The 25,988-nt window shown below is 43.0% G+C and carries 32 protein-coding genes and 1 pseudogene; 2 read left to right on the forward strand and 31 right to left on the reverse strand.

Annotation, left to right across the window (positions count from 1 at the left end; translation table 11 throughout):
* Window positions 1–5: 5 nt before the first annotated feature.
* From D8877_RS01155 to D8877_RS01260, 20 genes are all read right to left on the reverse strand, one after another.
* Window positions 6–767 (reverse strand): nucleoside phosphorylase, encoded by a 762-nt coding sequence (locus D8877_RS01155; RefSeq protein WP_002911914.1) that lies wholly within the window; start codon window positions 765–767, stop codon window positions 6–8.
* A gap of 219 nt (window positions 768–986) precedes the next feature.
* On the reverse strand, window positions 987–1,247 hold the full coding sequence (locus D8877_RS01160) for a SemiSWEET family transporter (protein ID WP_002898091.1): 261 nt from the start codon (window positions 1,245–1,247) through the stop codon (window positions 987–989).
* A gap of 182 nt (window positions 1,248–1,429) precedes the next feature.
* Window positions 1,430–2,347, reverse strand: coding sequence for a DUF4299 family protein (locus tag D8877_RS01165; protein ID WP_002911913.1), 918 nt, complete (start codon window positions 2,345–2,347; stop codon window positions 1,430–1,432).
* A gap of 293 nt (window positions 2,348–2,640) precedes the next feature.
* Window positions 2,641–3,000, reverse strand: coding sequence for a TfoX/Sxy family protein (locus tag D8877_RS01175; protein WP_002911912.1), 360 nt, complete (start codon window positions 2,998–3,000; stop codon window positions 2,641–2,643).
* A 9-nt stretch (window positions 3,001–3,009) separates the two neighbouring features.
* A complete protein-coding gene (locus D8877_RS01180) occupies window positions 3,010–3,423 on the reverse strand; it encodes a VOC family protein (RefSeq protein WP_002911911.1) in 414 nt (137 codons plus the stop codon).
* Between the two features lie 56 nt (window positions 3,424–3,479).
* Window positions 3,480–4,283, reverse strand: coding sequence for a helix-turn-helix transcriptional regulator (locus D8877_RS01185; protein WP_002911910.1), 804 nt, complete (start codon window positions 4,281–4,283; stop codon window positions 3,480–3,482).
* A 258-nt stretch (window positions 4,284–4,541) separates the two neighbouring features.
* Complete coding sequence (locus D8877_RS01195; protein ID WP_125352152.1) at window positions 4,542–5,078, reverse strand: hypothetical protein; 537 nt, start codon at window positions 5,076–5,078, stop codon at window positions 4,542–4,544.
* Window positions 5,079–5,096: 18 nt separating this feature from the next.
* Window positions 5,097–5,636: a hypothetical protein gene (locus tag D8877_RS01200; protein WP_125352154.1), complete on the reverse strand. Its 540-nt coding sequence runs from the start codon at window positions 5,634–5,636 to the stop codon at window positions 5,097–5,099.
* Between the two features lie 21 nt (window positions 5,637–5,657).
* Window positions 5,658–6,203: a hypothetical protein gene (locus D8877_RS01205; protein WP_125340535.1), complete on the reverse strand. Its 546-nt coding sequence runs from the start codon at window positions 6,201–6,203 to the stop codon at window positions 5,658–5,660.
* A 231-nt stretch (window positions 6,204–6,434) separates the two neighbouring features.
* Window positions 6,435–7,421 carry an oxygen-dependent tRNA uridine(34) hydroxylase TrhO gene (gene trhO / locus D8877_RS01210; protein WP_125340534.1) on the reverse strand — a complete coding sequence of 329 codons (987 nt, stop codon included), beginning with the start codon at window positions 7,419–7,421 and terminating at the stop codon, window positions 6,435–6,437.
* A 458-nt stretch (window positions 7,422–7,879) separates the two neighbouring features.
* Window positions 7,880–8,524 (reverse strand): fructose-6-phosphate aldolase, encoded by a 645-nt coding sequence (gene fsa / locus D8877_RS01215; RefSeq protein WP_125340531.1) that lies wholly within the window; start codon window positions 8,522–8,524, stop codon window positions 7,880–7,882.
* Between the two features lie 697 nt (window positions 8,525–9,221).
* A complete protein-coding gene (locus tag D8877_RS01220; protein ID WP_125340529.1) occupies window positions 9,222–9,764 on the reverse strand; it encodes an ECF-type riboflavin transporter substrate-binding protein in 543 nt (180 codons plus the stop codon).
* 11 nt (window positions 9,765–9,775) lie between these two features.
* Window positions 9,776–10,621 carry an SAM hydrolase/SAM-dependent halogenase family protein gene (locus D8877_RS01225; RefSeq protein ID WP_125340527.1) on the reverse strand — a complete coding sequence of 282 codons (846 nt, stop codon included), beginning with the start codon at window positions 10,619–10,621 and terminating at the stop codon, window positions 9,776–9,778.
* Between the two features lie 31 nt (window positions 10,622–10,652).
* Window positions 10,653–11,246 (reverse strand): MptD family putative ECF transporter S component, encoded by a 594-nt coding sequence (locus D8877_RS01230; protein WP_125340525.1) that lies wholly within the window; start codon window positions 11,244–11,246, stop codon window positions 10,653–10,655.
* A 16-nt stretch (window positions 11,247–11,262) separates the two neighbouring features.
* The gene (locus D8877_RS01235; protein WP_125340523.1) at window positions 11,263–12,645 is read right to left on the reverse strand and encodes a M20/M25/M40 family metallo-hydrolase; all 1,383 of its coding nucleotides are present in this window, start codon (window positions 12,643–12,645) and stop codon (window positions 11,263–11,265) included.
* Window positions 12,646–12,762: 117 nt separating this feature from the next.
* A complete protein-coding gene (locus D8877_RS01240; RefSeq protein WP_125340521.1) occupies window positions 12,763–13,590 on the reverse strand; it encodes an amino acid ABC transporter substrate-binding protein in 828 nt (275 codons plus the stop codon).
* A 115-nt stretch (window positions 13,591–13,705) separates the two neighbouring features.
* Window positions 13,706–14,851 carry a M20 peptidase aminoacylase family protein gene (locus D8877_RS01245; protein WP_125340519.1) on the reverse strand — a complete coding sequence of 382 codons (1,146 nt, stop codon included), beginning with the start codon at window positions 14,849–14,851 and terminating at the stop codon, window positions 13,706–13,708.
* A gap of 112 nt (window positions 14,852–14,963) precedes the next feature.
* On the reverse strand, window positions 14,964–16,070 hold the full coding sequence (locus tag D8877_RS01250; protein ID WP_185760137.1) for a DUF4352 domain-containing protein: 1,107 nt from the start codon (window positions 16,068–16,070) through the stop codon (window positions 14,964–14,966).
* A 123-nt stretch (window positions 16,071–16,193) separates the two neighbouring features.
* The gene (locus D8877_RS01255) at window positions 16,194–16,910 is read right to left on the reverse strand and encodes a YebC/PmpR family DNA-binding transcriptional regulator (RefSeq protein WP_002901009.1); all 717 of its coding nucleotides are present in this window, start codon (window positions 16,908–16,910) and stop codon (window positions 16,194–16,196) included.
* Window positions 16,911–17,178: 268 nt separating this feature from the next.
* Entirely contained in the window at window positions 17,179–17,544 is a 366-nt protein-coding gene (locus D8877_RS01260) for a hypothetical protein (protein WP_002901011.1), read from the reverse strand.
* Here D8877_RS01260 and D8877_RS12260 point away from each other — a divergent pair.
* A complete protein-coding gene (locus D8877_RS12260; RefSeq protein WP_002901012.1) occupies window positions 17,543–17,695 on the forward strand; it encodes a hypothetical protein in 153 nt (50 codons plus the stop codon). The two genes, D8877_RS01260 and D8877_RS12260, sit on opposite strands and share 2 nt — an antisense overlap.
* A 79-nt stretch (window positions 17,696–17,774) precedes the next feature.
* Here D8877_RS12260 and D8877_RS01265 read toward each other — a convergent pair whose 3' ends face one another.
* From D8877_RS01265 to D8877_RS01310, 10 genes are all read right to left on the reverse strand, one after another.
* Window positions 17,775–18,578 (reverse strand): DUF6612 family protein, encoded by an 804-nt coding sequence (locus D8877_RS01265; RefSeq protein ID WP_002911901.1) that lies wholly within the window; start codon window positions 18,576–18,578, stop codon window positions 17,775–17,777.
* A 205-nt stretch (window positions 18,579–18,783) separates the two neighbouring features.
* Window positions 18,784–19,878, reverse strand: coding sequence for a nucleotidyltransferase (locus tag D8877_RS01270; RefSeq protein WP_125352156.1), 1,095 nt, complete (start codon window positions 19,876–19,878; stop codon window positions 18,784–18,786).
* A 1-nt stretch (window position 19,879) separates the two neighbouring features.
* Entirely contained in the window at window positions 19,880–20,614 is a 735-nt protein-coding gene (locus tag D8877_RS01275; RefSeq protein WP_125340509.1) for a class I SAM-dependent DNA methyltransferase, read from the reverse strand.
* A 74-nt stretch (window positions 20,615–20,688) separates the two neighbouring features.
* The gene (rsfS, locus tag D8877_RS01280) at window positions 20,689–21,054 is read right to left on the reverse strand and encodes a ribosome silencing factor (RefSeq protein WP_002898109.1); all 366 of its coding nucleotides are present in this window, start codon (window positions 21,052–21,054) and stop codon (window positions 20,689–20,691) included.
* Between the two features lie 9 nt (window positions 21,055–21,063).
* Window positions 21,064–21,567: a cysteine hydrolase family protein gene (locus D8877_RS01285; protein ID WP_125340507.1), complete on the reverse strand. Its 504-nt coding sequence runs from the start codon at window positions 21,565–21,567 to the stop codon at window positions 21,064–21,066.
* A complete protein-coding gene (gene yqeK, locus D8877_RS01290) occupies window positions 21,564–22,163 on the reverse strand; it encodes a bis(5'-nucleosyl)-tetraphosphatase (symmetrical) YqeK (RefSeq protein ID WP_125340504.1) in 600 nt (199 codons plus the stop codon). Before yqeK ends, D8877_RS01285 begins: the two co-directional genes overlap by 4 nt.
* Entirely contained in the window at window positions 22,160–22,792 is a 633-nt protein-coding gene (locus tag D8877_RS01295) for a nicotinate-nucleotide adenylyltransferase (RefSeq protein WP_125340502.1), read from the reverse strand. Before D8877_RS01295 ends, yqeK begins: the two co-directional genes overlap by 4 nt.
* A 28-nt stretch (window positions 22,793–22,820) precedes the next feature.
* On the reverse strand, window positions 22,821–23,132 hold the full coding sequence (yhbY, locus tag D8877_RS01300) for a ribosome assembly RNA-binding protein YhbY (RefSeq protein ID WP_002896287.1): 312 nt from the start codon (window positions 23,130–23,132) through the stop codon (window positions 22,821–22,823).
* A 107-nt stretch (window positions 23,133–23,239) separates the two neighbouring features.
* Window positions 23,240–24,346 (reverse strand): ribosome biogenesis GTPase YqeH, encoded by a 1,107-nt coding sequence (gene yqeH, locus D8877_RS01305; RefSeq protein WP_125352158.1) that lies wholly within the window; start codon window positions 24,344–24,346, stop codon window positions 23,240–23,242.
* Between the two features lie 2 nt (window positions 24,347–24,348).
* A complete protein-coding gene (locus D8877_RS01310) occupies window positions 24,349–24,876 on the reverse strand; it encodes a YqeG family HAD IIIA-type phosphatase (protein WP_185760138.1) in 528 nt (175 codons plus the stop codon).
* A 134-nt stretch (window positions 24,877–25,010) separates the two neighbouring features.
* On the opposite strand from D8877_RS01310, the gene D8877_RS01315 reads away from it, so the two are divergent.
* Window positions 25,011–25,637 (forward strand): TVP38/TMEM64 family protein, encoded by a 627-nt coding sequence (locus D8877_RS01315; protein ID WP_002907112.1) that lies wholly within the window; start codon window positions 25,011–25,013, stop codon window positions 25,635–25,637.
* A gap of 65 nt (window positions 25,638–25,702) precedes the next feature.
* Here D8877_RS01315 and D8877_RS12375 read toward each other — a convergent pair.
* Window positions 25,703–25,952 (reverse strand): annotated as a pseudogene (locus D8877_RS12375) (EamA family transporter); the annotation flags it as partial.
* Window positions 25,953–25,988: the final 36 nt, after the last annotated feature.

Consider the following 25,988-nt stretch of genomic DNA (forward strand, 5'->3'; position numbering starts at 1 on the left):
TTTCTCTATAGTGCCAGAGCGATTTGAACCGCTAGATTGGCAATCTTATCTTTTTCGTCTAAGTCTGCATGATTGGCTAGGTTGCGCATATCCCAAGCTTCCTCAGACAAGTGGTCGGCTGCGTAGAAGAACTGGCAGACGGTTATCTCTCGAAAAGCTGCTAAAGCCGCTACAGCTGAGCATTCCATATCCACACAGATAGCTCCCTCAGCCTTTCTCTGGCGGAGCTTAGCAGGAGTCTCACGATAAATGCCGTCTGTCGTCCAGACCTTGCCCTTGCTATGGGAAATACCCCGCGCATTCAGAAAATCCGTCAAAAAATCTTTCAGACCAAGATTGACTTCTTGCTCACGGTTAGCCGGCTGGTAGTGATAGCTAGTCCCCTCATCTCGCAGGGCCTCCGTCGGGATAATGACGGATGTTTCCTTAATCTCCTCATCCAAGATGCCGCAAGTACCAAAAAGCACCAGCTTCTTCATGCCAAAAGCAATCAGGTCTTCCAGAATAGCTACACAGGCCGAAGCTCCAACAGGTGCATTGAAGAGAGCCAGTTCCCGTCCATCCACGAAAACACGATAGATAGGAATTTCAATATTAGCCATGCTAGTCGTCGTAATCAGCTCATGCTCAAAATCAGCCAACATCCGCGCAAAAGTCTCCCTGGCAAAGCAGGAAACAGCCGTCCCCGGAAAGCCTTCTATGGATTCATTCAAGTCCTCTGGGTTGATGATGGCCTTGCGACTTTGGTCAAATTCTTCAAGTATCATAGGCTTGCTCTCTTTTCCCTTTCTTCCTGATGAAACGGCCAGCAGATGTCTACTGACTTCATCTTACCATTGTATCATAAAAAGGCGGTCTGCTGAACGCTGCCTGCATATTTTCTACATAGGAAATGCCATAGGCAGGCTCTATAGCTACAAGTGAAGTGAGTACTTTATCCAATGATTTTCCAACAAAAAAGACTGGGAATAACTCCCAATCTCATCTTACATAAGGGCTGTTGCAGCAGTAATCAAGCCAAATACGATGCCCGGCATATTAGCCGCAGCCAAAGGAATGTCCCGTTTCTCTTTAAATAGACCATAAATGACCCAGAGAGTACAGTTTAGAGCAGCTACTGAAGGCTGGATAAAATCGCCCTTGTTGCCAGCTAGATTATTCATAATCTGTGGAATATAGGAAACATACATCATAACAGACATAAAAGTAGCCACCCAGCCCAAGATCAGCATGTGTTTTTCTTTCATTTCGTTCTCCTTTTTATAAAACTGACCTCTATTCTATAGCTTCTTTTTGAAATTTTCAAGATATTTTCAATAATGTTATCAAAACGAAAAGAGTCACAAAATTGTGAGAACTGCTGATAGCCCTAAAAAAAGCCGCCTTTTGGCAGCTCTGTTAAGATTCAAAAAGTAGATTTTCCTAGCCTTTAAAACTTCGGTTCTCCATCGGGAAGTTGATCTAAAATGGCTTCCAGTTCCAGTCGACTAAGTGGCTGAATCCGGATCTGGCTGGAATCCAGATAGCTACGGTGAGTGTCCGGAATCTTCTCTAAAAAAGCTTTTAAATCCTTTGTTGTCAGATATTTATACCCCTGCGGACTGCTGGCATCCTCTATCAGGATATGAAGATGCCATTCCATATCTTGACTAGCACCGCTCTCAATCATCTCTTTAATCAGGTAGCCCTTGGGCATGGGCTGAGTTGGAAGGACTGTGTCCACTCCTTCTGCCAAGACATAAGAACCCAGGTATTTCCCACCCTGATCCTTATAATACTTAGGAGTAGAAAATTGACTCTGAACCTGCTGCATCTCAGCCATCTGCCTGCCAAACTCCTCCACAGGATCTTCTGCCTTGAAAAGTTCCAGAAGTTTTTCCTGCGACATATACAAATCATGAGCATAGCCTTCGAAAACATGCATAGGCGCAGCTGCAACTCTGGCATCGTTCAGGCCGTAGAGAATATCCGCTTCAAGATCAATATTAAAAATCCCGTCAGCAGTGTATGTGGTGCCGTATTCATCGACAATATCCTGCTTCATCTTTTGAGCCAAACGACTCATGAAGAGAATGGCCCCTTTCCAATCACCCACAGTTGATGGTGTCAAGACGCGGACCTGATAGGTTTCCCGGTCTGGCAGATAATAAACTTCAAACCCGCGGCCTGCCCCTTCCCAATAGACAGCCAGAAAAGTTCCGACCTGATCCAAGGATTGATAAGCCTTATCGCCCTCGAGGCCTATGACCTCAAGCCCTTCTACTAAGGAAACCAGAGACAAGGGTGTTTCGACCGCCTTATAGCTAAACAAGCCCTTTCGGTTCTGAATGTAAAAAGAAATACTCATACCATGCTCCTTTCTAACGACAAAAGCCTTTCAAAAAGCGAGAAAATGCAAAATCAAAACTCAATACTGGTACAAACTAGCTTTTCTCCAAGACTTTTAAAGATAAACTTCATTCGCAAAACGGACTCTGGTATTAGTATAACATTTTTGGAAGAAAAAGACGAAAAAACCTGTATCCATGAAGATACTTTTCGATTGAAAGCTTCATCAATACAGATTCTAAGAATATATTTGAATTTCATAAAAAGACAATGAATAAACTTCTAAGAAAGCCAAACTCATCTGAGCACTTCTCATTTTTTATTCTGCTGCGTCAGCTCCTGATTGTAGGACAAGGCTAGCTTGATCCAGTAAGACAGTTCTTTTTGTCCTTCGCCATCTAAATCAATATAGCCATGATAAAGCCTACCCTTCATTAAAGTCACGCTAGCACCATTTTTAGGCAGAACCTGCTTTTCCATTTCCTTACCGATGCGTACCATGATAAGCTCTTGACTTCTCGAACTCACAGTAACGGTCATCTTACCTCGGACCATAAAAGCCAAACCACCAAACATCTTCTTCTCTTCCATCTCTTCTTCAAAAACATGAGGAGGAAGTTCAGTAGCTAAAATGGCACGGACTTGCTGGGCTAGGGATTCACTATAAGCCATCCTTCTACCTCATTTCATCACATCCCAGCCGATGCCAAAACGGTCAATCAAGCGACCATAAAACTCTGCGAAAGCTTGTTCCTCTAAAGGATAGAGAATTTGTCCACCTTCAGCAAGTTTGGCAAAGAGCTCATCGGCTTCTTCTCTACTGTCTGGGCTCAGAACTAACCATTGATTGGGCTGGTGATTGCTAGGAATTGATAGGTCGTTAAAAACGCCTACATCCTCACCATTCAGGGTTAAGTTTTCCGTATCTAAGGCAATCCAGGCAACTTTATCCCGTCTTTCTGCAGGAAGGTCTGCTGGATCCAGCATCTCACTGGCTCGGACAAGTCCCTTTATCTCTGTCTGAAAAACATCCGCATAAAAACGAAAAGCTTCTTCGGCCTGACCATTAAAACTTAAAAACACGTCTAATTTCATTATTGTTCCTCCGATTTCTTATATCTGAGAATAAATCTCTAGTATCAGTTTATCAATTAGGATAAAAATTTTCTTATTCTCAATTGCGCTTGTTTGGCTAGGGAACGCATGATTAAAACTGGAAGATTAACTGTAATAGGTGGATCGCTGGGTAAGGGCCTGCGCATGCTGATTTCCTCTTGATAGATGCTATCGCCTGAAAAAGTGAGAGGCTCATCGCTGCCCCAGCGAAAGTTATGCTTCAAGACATAGTTTTTAGTTAGGCGTAAATCCTCCAGCAATTCACAGGCCAAAAGATAGTAGTGACCATCCGGTACATTTTCAAAAGTAAACCGTCTCTCCTGACTCAGTGCTACTCCGATAACCGGCTCTTCTTTGGGTATGCGGGTTTTAAAAAGCCCGACACAGCTAATGCGTGGTTCATACCCCTCAGGATAAGATAGCGCCACAGTCAACCGATTGCCACTTTTACAGTCGGGCTCCTGATGTAACAAAGCTCCCCTCTCATCCAGCTGTTTGACTATAAAATCATAAGCCTTGGTTGATTCCTGATAATATTTTTTAGGCGAAAGTCCAGTATGCCGCTTAAAAGTATTGGAAAAACTGCCTAGACTATCATAACCAGCTTCCATAGAGGTCTCAGTCACATTTTGCCGGCCTTCTACAATCTCCTGAATCCCTTTTTCCATCTTAAGAGCTTCCACATATTGCTTGATAGAAAAGCCCATCTTTTTCTTGAAAGTTCTGGATAGATGGGAAGGGCTATAGTGGAAATGCTGAGCCAAATCGGTCAGACTCAGTTCTTCATCTGCATGCTGACGCAGATAGGCTGCCACTTCTTCCATGATAGCTTTAGACATAGACTTGCTCCTTTCCCATTTATTAAGCCCATTATATCATAACAAAAAGAAAGGACAAAAAATCAAAACCGCAGAAAGAAAACCAGAAAGCAAGTAATACTCCGCGAGATGCCCCAAGAATCGGCGGAAACAGTCTACTTTCCCAAATCTCTGTCCAACAAGACTTTTACCTGTAAATAAATGATAAAAAAACTTTAGACGCTTGAAACATCCAAAGTTTTGTATGTTTAAAATCCTGAAAGAAATCATCGCTATTTCTCAGTCTAACTCATCTGGCTCGTACTGATACTGAGCCAGAAACTCATCAATAGAATCAGGGATTTTTTGGTCACTGGTTTTCAGCGGAACTTTCTTGTTAAATGTATAATAACCTTCTTCCTTGCTTAATCTCATATATTTTGTAGTGGGATTGCTTTTAACGATTCTAGTTGAAATAATTTTCTTCCTGATATTAGCTACATTTTTAAATTCAACTTTTACACTCTTGAGGATCTTAAGTTGATAGTCATCCCCCACCTTTTCATAAGTCCCTTCTGCAAAATAAATATTTGGATAAAAAGTAAAATCTTCATTATCGGTGCGAAATTCTTTCAATTTTTCTTCACTATCAAAATAAGACTCATTTATCATACGAACAAAACGCTTACCGTCTATCAATTTAAACTCGCCATCACTTTGATAAACTGTCCCGATTTTAAGACGATCAACTTTTTGAGGTTGAGAAGTATTTTGGCAAGCAGATAAGAGCAAGAAGGCGAATAGCACCACTACTATCAATCGCAAAAGTTTTATCAAAATACACCTCCTATCGGCTTATCGCTTCAACTCCTCCGGCTCGTACTGATACTGTGCCAGAAACTCATCAATAGAATCAGGGATTTTTTGGTCACTGGTTTTCAGCGGAACTTTCCCATTAACAGCATAATAGTTATCTTTTTTAACTAAACTAAAACCGTTTTTAGCAGGAATATCATCCACCCGCTTGGTAGATATAATTTTTTTCTCAATATTTGAGACATTTTTAAATTCCACTTCCACACTCCTAAGGACTTTCAGTCGATACTCATCACCCGACTTCTCATAAACCCCTTCTGCAAAATAAATATTTGGATAAAAGCCATCATCATCATTGTCTATTTTATACTGTTCTAACTTCTTTTCACTGTCAAAACGCGCTTGATTTTGAATCATAACAAAATGATTCCCATCTAATAATTTAAATTCCCCACCGTCATGATAAACTGTCCCGATTTCAAGTTGATCAACTTTCTGAGCTTGAAAAGTACTTTGGCAAGCAGATAAGAGCAACAAAGCAGACAGCCCCATTATCATCAATCGCAAAAGTTTTTTCAAAATACACCTCCTATTGGCCTATCACTCCAACTCCTCTGGCTCATACTGATATTGAGCCAGAAATTCATCAATAGAGTCAGGAATTTTTTGGTCCGTCGTTAAAACTGGCAGTTTGGCATTAACCATGTAATAATCTGACTTCTTTTCTAAGGTAAAATAATCCTTGCTGGGATTTGAGTTTTCATTCCTCTTTATTCTAGAAATCACTTTCGCTTGAATATTTTTAACATTCTTAAACTCTACTCGAACAGCTCGCACCGTCGTCAAGCGATAGTCTTCCCCAACTTTCACATAGGTACCTTCCGCAAAATAGATATCTGGATACAAGTCCAGTGGATAATTATCTCTCTGGTAATCTTCTATTTCTTGATTCGTTTTAAAATCTGCATTATTTTCTAAAAGTACAAAGCGTTTTTCATCAACCAGTTTTATACTACCAGAGATAGCATAGGTCTCTCCAATTGAGATAGAGGATACTTTTTCAGGTTTTCTTGCTGCTCTATTACATCCTAAAAGTGACAAGCATACCAATAAAGCTGAAATAAACAATAAGCTTTTTTTTAGCATAATCGCCCTTCCTCCTTTATGTTACAAAGCAACTTCTCAATTGAATATGCTTTGTAACTTTTTGTTACGATTTTTTCATCAAAACATCTCTATCATCTCGCAATATGATAATAATTATAGCATAAAGATTTATCACTTTATATGTTTAACCGGTGCGGATTTCCTAGATGACCACAAAATAAAAACTTTAGACGTTTGAATCGTCTAAAGTTTTTTATCTTCACGATTAAATTACTGAGCTATCAATGTTTCCAAACTTTCCCCAATCGCAGCCAAACGCTCCACCACCTCTGCCTGGCTCAAGCCGTTTTCAGCCACATAGCGATTGCGAGGGTGAACACGGCATTCGTGAGAACAGCCACGGAGGTACTTGTCTTCATTTTCTTCTGAAGTCAGGATGCGGCGGTTACACTCTGGATTACCACAGTTGACATAGCGCTCGCAAGGAGTACCGTCAAACCAGTCTTTCCCAATCACAACTGGATTGACATGGTTGATATCAACGGAGATACGCTCATCAAAGACATACATCTTACCATCCCAAAGCTCACCTTGAACTTCTGGATCCTTGCCGTAAGTCGCGATACCGCCATGAAGCTGACCGACATCCTTGTATCCTTCACGTACCATCCAGCCTGAGAATTTCTCACAGCGAACACCACCAGTACAGTAAACAACCACGCGCTTGTCCATGAACTTCTCTTTGTTATCACGAACCCATTGTGGCAATTCGCGGAAGTTGCGGATGTCTGGGCGGATGGCACCGCGGAAGTGACCCAGATCGTACTCATAATCGTTACGAGTGTCTAGGACGACAGTTTCTTCGTCTAAGAGTGCTTCCTTAAATTCCTTAGGTGACAGGTAAGCTCCTGTCGTCTCTAGTGGGTTGATGTCATTGTCAAAATCATTGTCTTCCAAGCCCAAGTGCACAATTTCTTTCTTGTAGCGAACAAACATTTTCTTGAAGGCTTGCTCATTTTCTTCGTCAATCTTGAACCAAAGGTCTTCCATGCCCGGAAGGCTGTGCACATAATCCATGTATTTTTGAGTGGTTTCATAGTCACCAGAAACCGTTCCATTGATTCCCTCATCTGCTACCAGGATACGGCCTTTAAGGCCGATAGATTTACAGAAGGCCAGATGATCAGCTGCAAATTTCTCAGCATTCTCAATTGGAACATATTTGTAGTAAAGTAGGACGCGAATATCTTTTGCCATAAGATTTCAACTCTCTTTTCTCTATAAAATTTTCTGAATTTTTTAATTCATCTATTTATTATAACCCGAGAAGAAAAGCTGAGCAAAATATTTGTTTGAAAAATAGCAGAGCTGGAAAGTTTAAGCGAGAAGGACAGGTTATCGCTCTTCTTCCAATTGATCCAAATACTTTTCAAAGCGCTTTTTCTGATATTCTCTTACAGATTCCCCTTTCACTTTATAAATCTCTATAATGCAATATATAATTTGCATTTTATCTTTTATTTTTTACATTATTTCAGAAGCAATTTCCACAAATCTAAACATCAAAAAGAGAAGACCAGTTTGGTCTTCTCCAAATCTTAGCTTATCAGCAACCTAGCTCTGGTGACAAAGAGCCAAAGTCTTCTCAGTCGCTATGGTCTGCTTAACATTTAGTCAGAGGCAGAGACTTCTATTTCCCATACCTACCCCAAAACTTATTTTTTAAATGCTTCCCAATCCTTCATAAATTGGGCTATTCCGTTGGTAGTCAGTGGGTGCTGCGTCATTTTTTCAAATAAATTATCCGGAATGGTCGCAATGTGAGCACCAAGTTTTGCAACAGCTTCAACATGTGCTGAATTACGAATACTAGCTGCAATGATTTCAGCTTCAAAATCATAAATATCAATAATCGTGCGCAAATCTGCAATCAGTTGATAGGCATCTGTTCCGATATCTTCCAAACGTCCAACAAAAGGACTGATGAAGGTAGCTCCGGCTTTCATAGCCATGAGTCCTTGAGAAACTGTAAAAATCAAGGTAACATTCGTTTTAATTCCCTCTTTTGAAAGGACAGAGACAGCTTTTAAACCTTCTGTTGTCATTGGAATTTTGACAACAACGTTATCAGCCCACTTAGCAATATCCCGTGCTTCCGCAATCATTTCAGGTGCTGTCAAGCCAGTAACCTCTGCACTGACAGGACCACTTACAATCTCACAGATTTCTTGAATAACCGTTTTAAAATCGCGGCCTTCACGTGAAATAATTGTTGGGTTAGTTGTTACGCCATCCACAACCCCTAATTCATTAATCTCTTTGATAGCCACCACATCAGCTGTATCTAAGAAAAATTTCATACCACATGTCCTCCTAGGCTTCTTAATTGAAGCCTTTATTAAAAATAGCACTTGTCATCACAACAAGTAGAACAAATACAACAATGGTCATCATAAAGGCCATCCAGCCAAACTGACCAATTTTACCTAAAATACACATTGGAATTCGATGATCCCTGAGCCTAAAGATTAAAAGGGCTCTCTTTTACGAATCAAGAAGTGCAAAAATTGCAAGTCACAACCAACTCAACTGAAACCTTTTCTACCCAAACCATATCTATATCTTAGAGGTCCAGACATCCAGCCGTCAGGGCAGCTGATTCTGCTGCTAAAACACTGGAGGCACAATCATCAATAACACGTTGGAACTAGCTGAGTCACATAAGAAACCAAGGACTTTAAACTATTCAAATCTTTGGTTAATCTTGATTCGTTGGCAACGAACTTACTGACTCCTGTTCTCTATTATAGTACAAATTTAAAGCGTTTTCAAAAAAAGGCTAGGAAAATCTGCAAAATTCAGATTTGCAAGAGCTGTTATAACATTTGCTCTTGTTTTTTAGCTCGTCTAAATATATCGTTTTATATTATAAGTAGTTTTAGGAAGTCATGAATTTCTTAAATTATCCAGTTCCTAGTTGACAACTCTATGATTCTCCACTAGCAAAAAAGCCGCCCAGTCGTATAGGCAGCTATTCTTAGATAGAAATTACTATGATTAATCTTTTTTCAGACTTCCTGCGCGGGTACGAGTGCGAGCATAGGCAGTCAGAAGGACAGTTCCGATGACTGCTACTGTCGCAGAATTCACCAGAATTGCTACAATACTTTGAGCAATAACCTTATTGACCGGCTCACCAGACACAATCACGTCACCAATCGGGCCGATTATCCAAGCGATTGCATTGGCTCCAAACTGAATCAAGTTAAAGCGGATAATGTCCTTGACTTCAAATTTGCCTTCTTCCACTTGGAAGAATTTTCTAAAGAAGCCAACCAATAGACCGAAGACCCCGCTGCCGGCAATCCAGAACCACCAAAGTCCGCCACCGCTCATAGCGTCTTTAATGGCATGGCCAATGAAGCCCATAAGGAAACCGACGATTGGTCCAAAGATGACGCTAAAAAGAGCTTGCAGAGGGTATTGGAGCTGGATGCTGGTATTGGGTACAGGCGTTGGAATATTGATCATTCCGATGACCACGAATAGGGCTGCTCCAATTCCTGTTGCGACTACGTTTCTGATTGTATTATTTTTCATTTTCTTCTTCCTTAATTTTCAATTCTCTTAATTTCAATATGCCACTGGGCACCGACACCAACATTGTAGGCCTTAGCAAAGGAACCTTGGTTAATCGCTAAGCCAACCCGATAGAGGGAGTTGATATAGAGGATAGGCTGACCGATGCGGACATCCGCAAAGGACTTGCCATAGGTTACTTGGTTTTGATAAACCAGCATGTCATTATTGTAGATGGTAACCTCGAAGCGGTCGCCAAATTCTGGTTTTAAGGTGTAGAATTCTTCGCGCGTGATAGAGGTCCAAAGAGAGCCAAAGCGGACATCCAGGATATCAATAGCTCCGCTGACATAAGTATCCGCAAGCGTAGTTTCGACTACCTGAATTTCGACAATGTCTTCGACCTTGAGTTCTGGTCCAACCTCTTCAAAGCTGATATGGCCGCTGGCTAGCTTAGCACCTGTATAGGCATAGACATCACGGCCGTGGAAAGTATAAGAATGCTCCGTATCCTTGCGGCGATTTTCCACTTCAGAAATTTCCCGAATGGCCTCAATGCCGACATGCTTCTTGATGAAAGACAGGGTGCCATTGTCAGGCGTGACGATGTACTGACCTTTTTTAGTCTTGGCTACCACACTCTTACGCTTGGAGCCCACACCCGGATCCACTACTGACACAAAGGTCGTTCCTGCCGGCCAGTAATTAACTGTCTGAAAGAGACGATAGCTTCCCTCAAAGATATTGTAAGGGGTGATATCGTGAGTCAGATGATGAATTTTCAGAGTGGGCGACTCTTCTAGCGCCACTCCAATCATGGCTGACACAGCTCCATCTACCAGACCAAAATCCGACTGGAGTACGAGTAAATTGTTCATATTTTCTCCTTAGTTATATTTTCAATGGTATTTAGACCGAAGCTGACTTGGAAAGTCTCGCTTTAAGGATTTTCCTTCCTAACAGGGCTCCAAGTAAAGCGCCCAGTAAAATGCTGGCTACAAACCAAAGGACTAAGCTGGGTTCTGGCTTAAGCATGACTTGCTCGATATAAGCCTGAGTCTTTCCTCTGGCAAGAAGACTAGCTTCATACTGCTTGGGCGCCAGCCACATTAGGAAAATAGGACCCGCTGTGCTAAAGCTGAAAACCATAAAAGACAGCAAGCTTCTAACAGTCCTTTGATAGCTGCCTGACCGAGCTATCAGATCCGCTAAAACACCACAAATCAAACCTGGTAGAAAGGCTCCAAAGCCATGTCGACTGAGCAGAAAGAAGAAACCTAGCAGACAGCCTAAGCCGCTGATCAGACCGAAGGTCTTTATTTTCTCTGTATAGAAGATGAACAGAACTCCGCCAAAGAAAGCTGTAAAAGCTGGAGCGTAAAACATATTGCCGGAGTGGTCAAATAGAAGCCCAACCAAGACGCCTAAGATCATGGCTAGGAAATAAAAGAGGTAAAAGAAGCCAGCCTGCTTCAGTTTGTCTTTTCTTATAGAGTATAGCATAAGCCTTCCTTTCCCGCTAGTCAGCTCGACGATAACTGCCAATCAAGTCTTGAATGAGCTCTATGTGCGTATAGTAGTCAGCAATTTTCACATTCTCATCTCCTCCATGGTCTCGGCTATTAGCATTTCCAAGTCCAAACGCCGCCATAGGAACCTCCAAGGCTTCATAAACCGTGTGCATCGGACCAGTTCCAGCTGAAGTCGGCAGAACAGAGATGCCCTCTTGGTAGTAATCTTTAGCCAGCTCGATAAGATTGAGAATGGAAGGCGCACTCATGTCACTGCGATAGCTCATCTCTCCTAAGGTATAGGTCAGCTTAACCGCTGGATAGCCATTCTTGTCCAGCTGCTGACGAATCTTGTCTAACACATCCTCTGGCTCCAGTCCTGGCACCAGACGAACCTCCATCTTAGCCTGGGCATCTGAAGGTAAAATGGTCTTGACCCCTTGGCCTTGATAGCCTGATCCGAATCCTTCAATATTCAGCGAAGGTTCAAAGTAAAAGCGACGGAGAAATTCCTTACGTTCGTCCAGCAAAACCGGTAATTTCAAGCCATAGACTTGACTCAACTCTTCAGGAGTCCGCAGGGCATATTCCTCAATTAGGGCCAGCTCCCGTTCATTTGGATCTTGAACCTGCTCATAGATGCCTTCAACTAAGATGCGGCCGTCTGGACTGCGCAAGCTGGATAAAGCATTGAGCAAATACCAAGAAGCTGAATTGATAACACCGCCGAAGCTAGAATGAATATCTACATCTGCACTTTTGACCGTCATATCGAAGGTAACAATTCCCTTGTTACCGCCCGAGATTTCTAGCTGCCCTAGATTATTGCGACTGCCTTGCTCCCAGACCAGCAAATCCGCTCCTCGCAAGCGTTTGCGATGCTTGGCCAGATATTTATCTAAGTCTGTCGAAGCGGACTCTTCTGCCCCTTCCATCATAAAGATGATATTGACTGGCAAATCCCCGTGCTCTCGAATATACTTGCGAACGGCCGTCAGACGAGCAGTAATGTGCCCCTTGTCATCATCCACTCCTCGCCCATACATGACCCCGTAATGAACTGACAGTGTAAAGGGATCATTGGTCCAAGGCTGGTCATTATCTGCCGGCACTGTATCGTAGTGGTTGTAGAAAATAATAGTCTTAGCAGCAGGATTTGAAGAAAGAAACTCCGCCAAAATAAATGGAGCAGTATAGCTGTCGTCAATCATGACCTTGGCACCTGCAGCTGTAAAAATCTCTCCTAAATAATTGGCTACTTCCTGAAGACCAACCTGCTGGGCAAAGATCGATTTTTTAGAGATCAAGGTCCGCAGCACTTCAAAATAGTGCTGGGCTACCTCGTCGTTTTCAAATTTCTTGATTTGTTCAGTCTCAGTTGAGAAAGGCATGCGTTACTCCTATTAACAGCAGATAAAGGGCTGGGGAAATCAGCTTCCCCGCCCTTATCGTATTTCTTGGTTCAAAGTCTAATCAACCAAATTGCAGACTGGACTTGATGGGATTTCTTACTTGATGTCTTTTGCATCTGGCAGGTAAGAGCCGCCAAAGAATTCTTGTGATAATTTTTCAAGCGTACCATCCTCATAGAGTTCTTTGATTCGCTTGTTGACAAATTTTTGCAAGTCTTCCTGACCGCTTGCAATAATCGGATAGACATAAGGCTGCTGGTCGCTTGGAAGTTCAATCACTTCCAAATTTTTCAAGTCTTGGTCTTTGATAATAGACTCTACAGTTATGCGCTCAAAAATCTTATAGTCCGTACGGCCGTCATTGAGATTGGCTAAAATTTGCTGAATGGTTCCATCCGTATAATTGATTTTTGTCGGTTTGTCGCTATGCTCCTTGTTGTAGTCCTCTAGTTGCTGAGCTGTTGAAGTCCCCTGAACTACCTCAGTAGACTTGCCGCCAATGTCATCCAGCGATTTGATTCCCTCACCCTTACGGACAACTAAAACTGTTGGATTTTTCGCATATGGACTAGCATAGAGATATTTGTCAGCTCGTTCTTCAGAATAGCTGATATTATTTGCACCAATCTGGTAACGGTCACTGTCCAGACCTGAGAAAATAGAAGCCCACTTGGTCTTATTGAAATTGACTTCATACTTATCTGAGTCCTTAAAAATAGCACGAAGGACTTCGATATCGTAGCCAGTCAGTTTACCGTCTTTATCCTCGTATGAAAATGGTTTGGTCGTTCCCACTGTTCCGACTTCTACCTTTGTTTTTTCTGTTTTCTTCTCACTTGATGATGAGCAAGCCACCAAGGCACCAATGGCCAAGACACTGACGGCTGCCAGAGAGAAGTATTTCAAGGTTTTCTTCAGGTTCATATTTCGAATTCCTCCTAAAAAGTCTTTCTTTATCATATCAAATAAGGAGAAACTTGACCATTATATATTTTTTATGGAGGTGATAGCTTTTCTTTATCAGCTTTGAGGCAGTCATTCACCAGACTTTCTGCCTGTAGTGTTGCAGGAGAAAGAGAGCACTTTCGACATAGTAAGGAACGGAAACTTTGAAGGCTTCGTCGTCAATGACCATGCTGTCGTGATGGAGGTCAGGAGCATTTTCTGCCCCATTTGAGCCGATAAAGGCAAAAACGCCCGGAAGCTTCTCCTGATAAAAGGCAAAATCTTCTCCAGCCGAGGAAGGACTGGCTGGTAGGACCTCAGCCAGATTCTGTGAGTGCTCATAGAGCAGCTCGGCCAAATCGGGGTCATTATAGGTCACTGGCGGAGTATGGTCCCAAGAAATCCTGACCTGAGCTCCAAAATTCTCAGCTGTATTCTCTACAATTCGGATAAAGTCTTCCTTGAAACGCTGCTGCAAGGTCGGATTGAAGCTGCGGATGGTCCCTTCAAAAAAGCCCGACTGCGGCAGTACATTCCAAGTCGCTCCTGCTTCGATATGAGTCACAGATAAGACAACCGCTTCAAAAGGAGACACAGTACGGGCCACTAGAGGCTGCAGATTTTGAATCATACTGGTTAAGGTCAATACTGTATCAACACCCAGATCTGGCCTAGCCGCATGGCTGCTGACTCCTTCTACCTCAACCTTGAACTTCTCAACCCCAGCCATCATGGCTCCAGCTTTAAGCGCCAGCTGTCCCGCCTTAAGCTGGGGCATATTGTGAAAGCCGACAATAGCTGACACATCGTCCAGTAAACCAGTCGCAAGAACCTGACTGGCTCCCTGAGAAGTTTCCTCAGCTGGCTGAAAAATCAGACGAACCGTCCCTCTCAAATCTCCTTCCATAGACTTGAGCAGCTCCGCTGCCCCCAAGAGGCTGGTCTGATGAAAATCATGGCCGCAAGCGTGCATGACGCCTGCATTCTGACTGGCGTAAGGCAGACCAGTCCGCTCCAAAATGGGCAGAGCATCGATATCTGCTCTCAGGGCAATAACAGGCTTGCCAGAGCCAACCTCGGCAACTAGGCCCGTTTTCAGACCGGATTCTAAAATCCTAATCTCCAAATCTTCCAAATAGCCTTTTAGGAAAGCCGTCGTCTCAAATTCCTGCCCAGACAGCTCTGGATGCTGATGAAGATAATGCCGCGTTTGCATCAGTTTATCATAAAATTTTTTCATGGCAGACTCCTTTACTCGAATACACCTAGCTACCATCCAGTATAGCACAAAGCTGGACGAGGACACAAAAATAGAGAGCAAATAATCAATCATTAGCTCTCCAATTTTAGAATTATGATATATCACCTTCAAAAGAGATGACAATAGATTCATAAGAAAAATCACGCTCCAAGACCCATTTGCCATCAGTTTTGACAAATTTCAACTGATAATCTCGTTCTGGAGTGAGAAGCGGCCGTGAGTCCAATCCAGCCATCATGTCATCAGCATAATTCTTATCCTGTGCTTTATAGAATTCCGAAAGATTCGCATACTCAGAACGATGCTTGTCAGAAAACTCTTTACTGTAGTTCAGGATGGTTTTACTTAGACTGACCGTTCTCGGTTTAATCTTGATCACTATCTCGTTCGGCATGTACTGGGCTACTGTATAAGAAATTTCGGAGCGTTTTGCATTATTTTCCACATAGGCATCGATAAAGGTATTGACTTCCTTATCAGTAAAGGGATAGTCATGCAATTTACGTTTGAAGTCTTCAGCAAAAGCTGCTCTAAAGTCATTTTTATCTTGCTCCAAATTACCGCCCAAGACAAAATCTTCCTTGCCCTTGGATGACTTTGCCTTGTCTTTGCTTTTGGCGTCTCCACCTAAGAAAACGGCATTCAGATAATCAGAAGCTAGTTTCTTTGAATCTTCGATTTGATCAGGATAGCTCGAAGGATCAACATTTAGCTTGATTTCTTCTGTTTTCTCATCAGCATCATAAGTTTTCTTCTCATAGTGCAGCTCATATTTTTTATCCTTTTCAACCTTAAATACAAGATAACCAGAAAGAGTCTTTCCCTTAGCTAAATCTTCATATTTCAGTATTTTAAAGTTTTCTGCATCATCATAAACTCCGACCGGCTGGATTTTCTCACCTTCTGAATCATAAAAGCCAATGTCTGAAGAGGAAATCATGATTTTTTCATCTGTTTTATTCTTAATTTCCAATGACAAAGCTAAGTATTTTGAATCAGCGGCCCCATTGCTTGGCAAAATAAACTGGCCTTCCTTAATCTTGATATCTACCTGTCCATTGCTGGCTACTTTCTTGTCCTTCTTCTCCTGACTTTGCTTACTTGTAAGATCCTGATTTGGAGTCGGAAGCAAGGCACAGGCAGTTAAGCTCATTCCTGCTAAAAGCAAGGTTGTGTATTGAAATACTTTTTTCATCATTGTCTCCTTAATAACTTAATAATATGACCTTTCTATTTCACCATACTTAGCTGCGCTGGTAAATACAGTTTGAGGCTTCTCATCACAGAAAAACCTGTAGCTCCAACTACAGGTCAAGTATCTTTAGAATCCATCTACATTCGTATAGATCTTTTGGACATCTTCGTCGTCTTCTAAAACGCTATAAAGTTTTTCAAAGGTTTCGAGGTCCTCACCAGTCAACTCTACTTCAGACTGAGGAATCATTTCCAGCTCGGTTACTTGGAATTCTTGAATGCCAGATTCACGCAGAGCCACGATAGCCTTGTGAAGGTCAGTTGGCGCTGTATAGACAGTGATGCTTCCTTCTTCTGCTTCAACATCATCAACATCCACATCCGCTTCCAGCAGCTGTTCAAAGACGCTGTCGGCATCGTCACCCGCAAAGACAATCACGCCTTTATTATCAAAAAGATAAGATACAGAGCCGCTAGCTCCCATATTACCGCCATTTTTACCAAAAGCAGCACGAACATTGGCTGCAGTTCGATTGACATTTGAAGTCAGAGTATCGACAATCAGCATAGAGCCGTTTGGCCCAAATCCTTCATAGCGGCCTTCGGTAAAGGTTTCGTCAGTGTTTCCTTTTGCTTTATCGATGGCCTTGTCAATGACATGCTTCGGCACCTGAGCCTGCTTAGCTCGGTCAATAACGAATTTCAAAGCTGTGTTAGACTCTGGATCTGGATCACCTTTTTTAGCTGCTACATAGATTTCCACACCAAACTTAGCATATACTTTTGAGTTCGCGCCGTCTTTGGCCGTTTTCTTTGCCACAATATTGGCCCATTTACGTCCCATTGGAGATTCTCCTTTTGATAAATTACATTTTTAATCTTTCTTATTATAACACAGGGAATCAGAAAAATCACTAAGAAAAAATGATTGTTCCTAGAAGATTCTGGTTGGTTTCTTCAACTTCTACTAGGCTAAAATCGATACAAAATTGATTTCTGTTTTCAATTCCATAAAAAATCCAGTCGCTAAAAGAGCAACTGGACGGTACATTCTATTTCCCGAAACCGGCAGGCCTGTCATAACGGTCCTTTACCGAAATCCATCAAAAATATCACTGATAATTTTTCACAATAGGCAAATCCGGTTTGCACCTGCTTAAGCAGGCAAAAACATCCTCTATTCTGCCATCCAAAAATGTGACATCTACTCGGACGGACTTACCATGATAAGGCTTGACATATAGGTAGTCTCTCCGATAGTGCCTGACTCCCAGTCGAAAAGAAACCTGCCCGTCAGAAGTTCGGCCCCAAGCCGGCCGGTAAAAGACACTTTCCAGCTGATTCCAAGCAAAGCTATGCTCTTTCAAGAAAGCGCCTCGCACGGTCAAGCCCCACTCTGTTCCCGCAAGAACAAAGCAATTTTTACTCAGCTTACGTCCCGCATGAACTATTGCAAAGATTTCGACTACAGCAGTCATGAAAAAAGCAAGTATAAAAGGCAAACTGAACGAACGTATTCCTGATCCAGGCATGGCTTTATCAATTGAAAACAAGAGTAAGGAAGCTAAAGCGCCGAAAATGATGCCTAAGGCTAAAAAAACAGATGCTAAGATGACTATGGTCAAATAGAGTCCCCTACGATAGCGAAAAGCAAATAATAAAGGCATGACTTTTCCTTTCTTTCTCAGCTAATCGTTTTGCTTATGCTTTACTGAGGCGCTTTAAACTCATCTTCCTCTACCTTATTCCAGTCAGAATATTGAGTATCTGTTTGAACATCCAAACTACCTTCTTCACCCTTATAAGATAGACCTAGCTTAAAGTCTTTTAAGAATAAGGTCTTTTTATCCAAGCGTACTTCTAACGTTTTATCCATATCAGCCTGAGTAACACCTGTCAGCTCTAGTTTGAATTCTTCACCAAAGAGCCCCAGCAAGTCAGCATTTTTACTGCTTAATTTAAAGACATATTCATCACCGCTTTCCTTTACAGTGACATCATCAGCCATTTGATAAAAGCCATCCATGAGTTTGAAATAATCGGGCTGAACATAATAATCTGCCCCGCTTCCCATTTCTTGCTTAGTCCATGTTCCATTTTTAGAAGAACGAGTATACAAAAGTTTATCCTCTCCACCTGGCATAATCGCTTCTTGATAACTCTCCTGACCGCTCTCTTTTCCATCTATTACTAAATGCCCCTTGGCCAGTTCATCCGTGCTTTTATCATAGAGAAGGTCTCCGCTCATCGTTTGAGTTTTATTGGAACCATCTACAGTGATAGATAATTTCACCTTCATTTTCATTGAAGTTAGATCTTCATTCGCAGTTTCTGCTTTCTCCAAGAGTTCTTCAATATCGTCAGAAGAAGTATTCTTCTGGCTCTCACGGGAGCTATTCTCAGTCCCACCTTGATTCTTTTGAGAATGCTTCTGCCCAATCAAGCTACAAGCACCTAAACTAAGCGTCAGTAAAGCTGTAAGTGCCATAAAGGTAATCTTTTTGAATTTCATGAGTCTTCCTCCTTTGAGACATGGATAGGAAAGATAAGCATTCAATCAGCACAGCAATGTTTTATTGACCGAATGCTAGCTTTCATACCTACAGTCAAACCGCTAAAAAGCAAATCATGCTCCTTAGCAAAAACAAATTTATTTGTTTATTATACCATTTTTTATTTACAGTCGCAAACAAAGCAAAAAGGCTGAACATTCAGCCTTACTTATCTTTCATAATCGGAACCCGTCCAAAATTCTGTTCCCTAAGTGCAGAGTTGCCTAGTTGATAGACCTTATCAGCCTGCTGGGTTAGACCATCCCATGGCTCCTTGCCGATACGACTGACCAATTCAACATTTCCCTTAAACTTGGATAAATGCTGGCGCCCCTGCTCGGAAAAGCCTAAAATATGGATTCCTGATGGAACTTCTTCTCGTCTAGCTCCGACCAGAATATAGGTCAGTAGACGCCGAACCCGAGCCTTGGTATAGCGCTTGGTCGCCACCTGCTCAACCAACTCTTCTATAGTCTCACTGTTTTTCAAGGCCTCTCTAATCCTAACGGCCAACTCCTGGTTGACCTGATAAAAGTCTGTCAAATCCGGACTTGTCATTATCTGGTAACGGAGATAAGGAAAGAGGTCTGCCCAGGTCACCTTGGGTGCCATGTCAAGCAAGTGGTAGGCTGGAGTGAATTTTTTGAGAAAGTCTGGCTGATCCAAATTCTGACGAAGGGCAGTTGCGGAGGCGAATTCCTCATTAGCTAACAAGGAATGATAACCAGCCCCCTGACGTTGAATCGGACACAGCTTTATAGCCTTTCCCGCCACAGCCTTGGCATAAGCCAAGCCCAAGATATGATTGGGAGTAGAGCCTGAAAAATTGAGTCCTGAAAACTCCTGCCACATGGCCTGAGTCTTCTGGGGATAGGATAGGGAATCAGGCAGTCCAGCTAGATAAGCCTCCATCTGCTCTGACTTTTCACCATAGACCTTGGAAATTCTCTCATAATCCAACACTTCCTCGGTCCCAAAAGTCAGCTGTTCGATGCCCAGTCTCTCTAAGATGTCTACTGCCCCCTTAGCGAAAAAGTCTGCCGCCTGAACGCTGACCAAGAAAGGCAGCTCAAGGACCAAATCCGCTCCAGCTTCCAAAGCCATCTGTGCCCGAGTCCACTTGTCCACGATAGCCGGCTCCCCTCGCTGAACAAAATTACCACTCATAGCGATAATTTTCAGACCAGAAGCCTGCTCCAGCAGATATTTGTGCCCATTATGAAAAGGATTAAACTCTGCGATAATACCAGTTACTGTCATCTCATTTCTCCGCCACAAAGAACCAGCGAGCGCTCTTGTCAGTCGGCTCCTTGTCCTCAAAGTCCGCGTAAACCTTGACATTCTTAAAACCAGCCTGCTCCAGCAAGATATCATAGGTCAGAATCTCATAGGTCCGCTCCTCATGCACCTCATCATGGCGCGTGAAGCGCCCATCTTCGTCTTGGACAAAGAAGGTCAGCTCATGCACGATGGAATGAGGCGGTTCGTCCGCATAGGAATCCCATACCATGGCAAAGGTTTCAGCATTTTCATGATAGGAATAGCCTTGAAAAACCTCGTCAATCTGGTAAATCGAGTGCACATCGAAGATAAAGCGACCACCCTCATTTAGATGCTGGTAAACTTGAGTGAAGACCTGACCGACATCGACTTCGTCTTCCATATAGCAAATCGAGTCCGAATAGCAAGTCACCAAATCAAACTGACCAACACCACTCAAATCCAGCATATTGCCCTGGATAAAGGGAATATCCAAACCGGCCTCTCTGCTACGTTTCTCCGCCAAATCCAGCATTTCCTGACTAAGGTCCAACCCCGTTACATCAAAACCAGCCTGCTTAAAATAAATAGACTGAATGCCCGTACCACAGGCCAACTCCAGCAGCCTTTTCTTATCCTTGGGAAAATGACGCAGACTGAAATCCGTCCACTTCTCATACAAAGAATCATCCATAATCGCATCGTAAACCGACGCGAAGGTTTCATAAGTTGCCATACTTTTCCTTTCAAAAATAGCCCAGCCAGCAGGCTGACTGAGCCGAATTCTGCTTTCTGTCCAAGGGCAAAAAATCACTTGTTTTTTTCTTCCAATAAGGCTGCAACATTCACACCAGTTGCTTCATGCCATAACTTTTCCAGATTGTAATGCGCCCGCATTTCCTCAGAAAAGACATGGACGACCACGCCGCCTAAGTCTAAGAGAACCCAGCCACCAGCTGCGTCTCCCTCAACATGACCAGCAGAAACACCCGCCGCCGCAGCTTTCTCACGGATATTTTCAGCTACCGCATCCAGCTGACGACTGTTCATCGAGCTGACGATGACAAAGTAATCTGTCACAGTAGTCAGACCTTGCAAGTCCAAAGCCACAATATCTTCTGCACGCTTTTCATCGGCCGCTTTCACGACCAGTTCCAATAATTCTTGTTCTTTCATAGTTCCTCTTTAATTAAAAATATTTTTGTAATCTAGAACTTCCGCAAAACGTCCGTCCCAAATTTTTTGGTAAAAAGTATTTATTTTTTCTGCCGAAGCGTCTTCTCCATCAAAAGTTGTAAAAGCACCTTCTGGAATGACAAGTTTATAATCAAATTCGAATCCAACTTTAACTGATGCATCTACACAATATTCTGTCTGCATTCCACATAAAACTAGACGGCCAATATCTTCTTTATCCAAGTAATCCTTCAAACCTGTCTCTTTAAAAATACTATTATACTTCTTCTGAAAAACCTTTTCATCTGACTTTCTATTCAAGAGAGAAGACAACTGCCATTCTTCCAATGCACTATCTTCTGGATTTTCAATATGCTGAATGTAGATAATTTCGACACCTTTACTCCTAGCCTGACGCTGCAGAAAGGAAATTTTATCCATCATTTTATCAGACTGAAAACCTGTCTCCACTAAGATATTTTGTACATCTATAATGATTAGAGCTGTTTTCATTCTTCTATTTCCTTCAAATATCCTACAAAGGCATTGTAAGTCTCCAAGGTCTGCGGATAGATGGGCATTCCTTTGTGAGCCAAATGCTCTACTGTTCTTGCTGTTTCGTATGCCACGGCTTGATTGAGCGACCGCTGAGCTAGCTCTCTGGCCTTGTCCACTCCCGGAAAGTCCCGGTTGTGCTCGATATAGTCGGCGACATAGACGACCTTGTCCAGCTCAGACATGGTGCCACTGCCCACTGTATGAATCTCGATGGCTCGCAGAACCTCAGCATCTTTGATGCCTAAATCTTCCTGAATCTTATAAATACCCACCATGCCATGCCAGACATTATTGCCCCATTTTTTCAGGTCAGGATCCAGTTGATATTTGTCAATCAAGGATAGGAAATCCTCATCCGAAACCTTCTTAGCATAGTCGTGCAGGAGTCCTGCCAGACCCGCTTTTTCGACATCAAGACCGAAGCGCTCTGCTAATTCTCGGGCGGCCTTTTCCACACCTAGACAATGTCGCAGGCGTTTCTCCGACATGACTGTTTCCATCTTAGCCAGCAAGGCCTCACGGCCCATACTGATATAGCTTTCATAGGTCATAGATAAAGCCCCTCTTTCTTGATATAGTCTAGCACTGGCTGCGGCAGCAGGAAATTAGGAGTCCGTCCCTGAGCCAGAAAATCCCGCACCATACTGGAGGAAATATCCATGAGGGGCACATCCACCCAGATAACAGGGTATGATGTCCCAGCCTTGTAGCGCGGCCTCTGAACACCGACAAACTGAACCAGCTCAACCAGCTCATCAATCCGGTACCACTTAGGAAGATAGTCCACCATATCTGCACCGATGATAAAGTAATAGTCCGTATCGGGATGTTGCTCTGTCAAGAGCTTCATGGTGTCGTAGCTGTAAGAAATTCCCTTCCGTTCCAACTCAATGGTCTCAATTCCTAGTCCTGCAATGCCCTTGATAGCCAGCTCCAGCATTTTCAACCGATGATTTTCATCAATGGTCTCTTTCTTATCCACATGCGGCGGCTCGTACTCTGGCATGAGCAAGACCTGATCCAAGCCTAACTGTTGGCGGACCTGATCCGCCACGACCAAATGAGCATTGTGGACAGGGTTGAAATTCCCACCTAAAATGCCAATCTGCTTGCGTTTTTTTTCTTTAACTTCTGGTTCTAATTCCACCTTGGTAAAGGGGGTCAGTAATTCAATAGCCATAGGCTGACATCTCCACAGAAATTTTTCCTTAAATTTGCTTGACTTTGACAGAGAGTTTGCGATTTTCCTTCTTGCTGGACTGCTTGTAGAGAATCAAGATCCGGCCAATCTTCTGCACCGTATCCACTCCGATTTCTTCTTCCAGAATCTCCGCGACCTCATGGATATTCTCATCCGTATTTTGCAAGAGCGTAACCTTGATCAGTTCTCTGGCATCCAGTGCCTGACGGACGCTGGTTTTGATTTGGTCGTTGAGCCCGTTTTTCCCTATCTGAATGATAGGTTTGAGACTATGTGCCTGACTGTTGAGAAAGGCTCTTTGTTTTGATGTTAGTGTCATGTTCTTATATAAGGCTTGAGTCAGTTGGGACTTGCTTGTCTCATCACTGTTCACAGCCTTTTCCTTCCTTATTTTAAGGAGATTTATTCCCCTTTGTTTCTTGAGTATTATATAATCGCTTTCCGAGTGACAACCGCCACACCTTCTGGAGCCCATCCGGTTACTCGGGCAGGACCACTGACGCGAATCCAACCCAGACCAGAAAAGACGATATCCGTCTTGTCCTTGATAGTAAATTCATGCTTGACCAAGGCTGGAAATTCTTCCTTTTCCTTGCCAACCGGCGGCACCAAGAGACTGCCGACATGCTTGTCATAAAAGCCACTGGCGCCTTCCAACTTGGTTCGGTGGAGCTTGAGCTCATTGTCAAAATACGCTGTGAAGCCCTGCTTGTCGCCTGCCACAAAATCAAAGCGGCCTAAACCACCCAAAAATAGGGTTTGCTCAGGATTGAGCTGATAAGTTTTGGGCTTGATTTCCTTTTTAGGACTGATGTATTTGAGATTCTTAGCAGAAAGATAGTGAGCCATCTGGTGACGATGGATAATGCCCGGCGTATCATAGATATGACTGCCGTCCGCTAAAGGAATCTCGATTTTGTCCAGAGTTGTACCCGGGAAACGCGAAGTCGTAATAATATCCTTATCGCCCGTGATTTCCTGAATAATCGCGTTAATCAAAGTGGATTTGCCCACATTGGTCACGCCAACCACATAAACGTCACGTCCCTTGCGGCAGTACTCAATCTTGTCAATCAAGTCCTTAATTGCCTGCTTGTTCTGAGCAGAGGTCAGGACCACATCGACTGGACGCAGGCCTTCTTCGTGAGCCCGCTCCGTCAGCCATTGGGTCACCTTGCAGTCCTTGACCGACTTAGGCAAAATATCTTTTTTATTTCCGACCAAGAGAACATCATTTCCTGCGACAAAGCGAGGCAGACCAGGAATGACCGATCCATTAAAGTCAAAAATATCGACAACATTGACGACCAAGGCGTCGCTATCTCCAACCTCATGCAGAAGCCGCAGAAAGTCATCATCCGTCAGCTGGACGTCGCTGATTTCATTATAATGGCGCAAGCGGAAACAGCGCTGACAATAGAGTTCACCCGTCTCCAAGCCTTTTTCTAGGGCTGACTGGGGCGTGTAGCCTAGCTTGCCCTTATCTTCTGTCTGAATAGGGGCTCCGCAGCCGATACAGAGAAGTTCTTCCATGCTTAAATTCCTTTTTTGTATTGAATTGGGCCGTATTTTTCAGTAATTTTCTTAAGCACACGGCGTTCACGCGCCCGATTGATCTGGGTTTTGATAGAGTCGTGCTCGACCAGCGGTTTGACCAAAATCGAACGAATCCCAGCCCGATGAGCTGCCCGAATATCCGTCATGAGCTGGTCGCCCACCATGACCACTTCCTTTTTTTCAAAATGAAAAAGCTTGAGCGCCCGATCAATTCCCCAAGTGAAGGGTTTCATCGCCCAGTAGACATAGTCAATATCAAACTTTTCAATAGCCCGCTTGACCCGTTTTTGATTGTTATTGGACACCACAATAATCCGAATGCCCGCGTCCCGCAAATCATGGAGCCACTTCTTCATCTCTGGGGTCCCATCAGGATTATTCCAAGCAATCAAGGTATTATCCAAATCCACCAAAACCGCTTTGATACCCTGTCTTTTCAAACTCTCTACTGTCAAATCGTAAACTGCCTCGACCGCAAAGTCCGGCATATAATCTTCAATCGCCACATCTCTCTCCAAAAATTCGTATTCTCATTATTATAGCATAAAATAGGCTTTTTGGCACTTACAGCCTCAAGTGTTACAAAAAGGAAAAAAGATGATATTATAGTGGTGATAGTATAAATGTTCTGGAGGTTTGTATGGCAGAAAAAAACAGGCAGATGCAAGCTGTTTCCCCTCTTTTGCAAAAGATTATCAACTGGTCGTCCGCCATTGGTGCTCTAGGAACGGTGGCTTTTTGTCTTTGGGCATATTTCGCAGGTATTCTCCAGTCCAAGGAAACTCTCTCAGCCTTTATCCAGCAGGCAGGTATCTGGGGTCCACCCCTCTTTATCTTCCTGCAGATTCTACAGACGGTAGTGCCCATTATCCCTGGCGCCCTGACCTCTGTCGCTGGCGTTTTCATCTACGGCCATATCATCGGCACCATTTATAACTATATCGGTATCGTCATTGGCTGCGCTATTATATTTTACCTAGCTCGTACCTACGGTCCGGCTTTTGTCCAGTCTGTCGTCAGCAAGAGTACTTATGATAAATATATCGGCTGGCTGGATAAGGGCAACCGCTTTGAGCGCTTCTTTATTTTCATGATGATTTGGCCCATCAGTCCAGCCGACTTTCTCTGCATGCTGGCGGCCCTGACCAAGATGACTTTCAAAAAGTACATGTTGATTATCCTTCTCTGCAAGCCTATCACTCTCGTCATCTATACCTACGGATTGACCTATATCATTGATTTTTTCTGGAAAATGGTCTCCAAATAAAAAGAAGTTGATTGAAGAGTCAACTCCTTTTTTAATTATCCTTTTTGTCTCCCATATATAATGATTCAACTAAGAGAGTCTGCAGGACTTTTTCTTTTTTTGCAGCCATAAATCTTTAAGGAAATGAGCAAAACAGCTATTAAAATCATAACAATCCCTACCAGATCAACGACATAAAAACGCTAATTCATCAGAAAAAGCAAAGAAGATCGTTGAAATAGGATCAATGGAAGCTAGAAGACTGGATTTGACAGGACCTATCAGGGAAGTACCCTTTAAAAAGACCGTGTAGGAAAAGATGTTCCCTTTCAAAACTTTTGACATTCCAAACCTCTTTCTATATCTTTGCTT

Origin of the sequence: Streptococcus sanguinis, from assembly GCF_003943735.1 — a bacterium.
In the GTDB taxonomy this organism is placed as follows: domain Bacteria; phylum Bacillota; class Bacilli; order Lactobacillales; family Streptococcaceae; genus Streptococcus; species Streptococcus sanguinis_E.